Raw genomic sequence first — 328 nt, 5'->3', positions numbered from 1 at the left:
CACCCGCGCCTACGTCGAACAGGACCTCCACGCCATCTACGAAGGCGAAGTCCGCTACGCCCGCGACGCCTTCGAAGGACTCCGCCTGATGGACGCGCTGATCGCGGTCAAGCGCGGCGTCCCGGGTGCCGCACTGCCCGAGCTGCGCCAGCGGCGGCACGCCCGGGTCGAGGTCGAGGAGCCGGAGGAGGAGAACCTCGGTCAGGTCCGTTCCGATGTGGCGGTGGAAAACCGGGTGCCGGCTCCGCCGTTCTGGGGGGACCGGATCGTCAAGGGGGTGCCGTTCGCGGACTACGCGTCCTGGCTGGACGAGGACGCGCTGTTCAAG

The 328-nt window shown here is 70.1% G+C and carries 1 protein-coding gene; it reads left to right on the top strand.

What is annotated here, in order from left to right:
• The coding region (locus UK12_RS34480) for a hypothetical protein (protein ID WP_045307170.1) at nt 1-328 on the top strand (328 nt) is incomplete at both ends.

The organism is Saccharothrix sp. ST-888, from assembly GCF_000955975.1.
Classification (GTDB): Bacteria; Actinomycetota; Actinomycetes; order Streptomycetales; family Streptomycetaceae; genus Kitasatospora.
The sequence above is the reverse complement of the archived record's forward strand: the minus strand, read 5'-3'. Positions and strand labels throughout refer to the sequence as shown.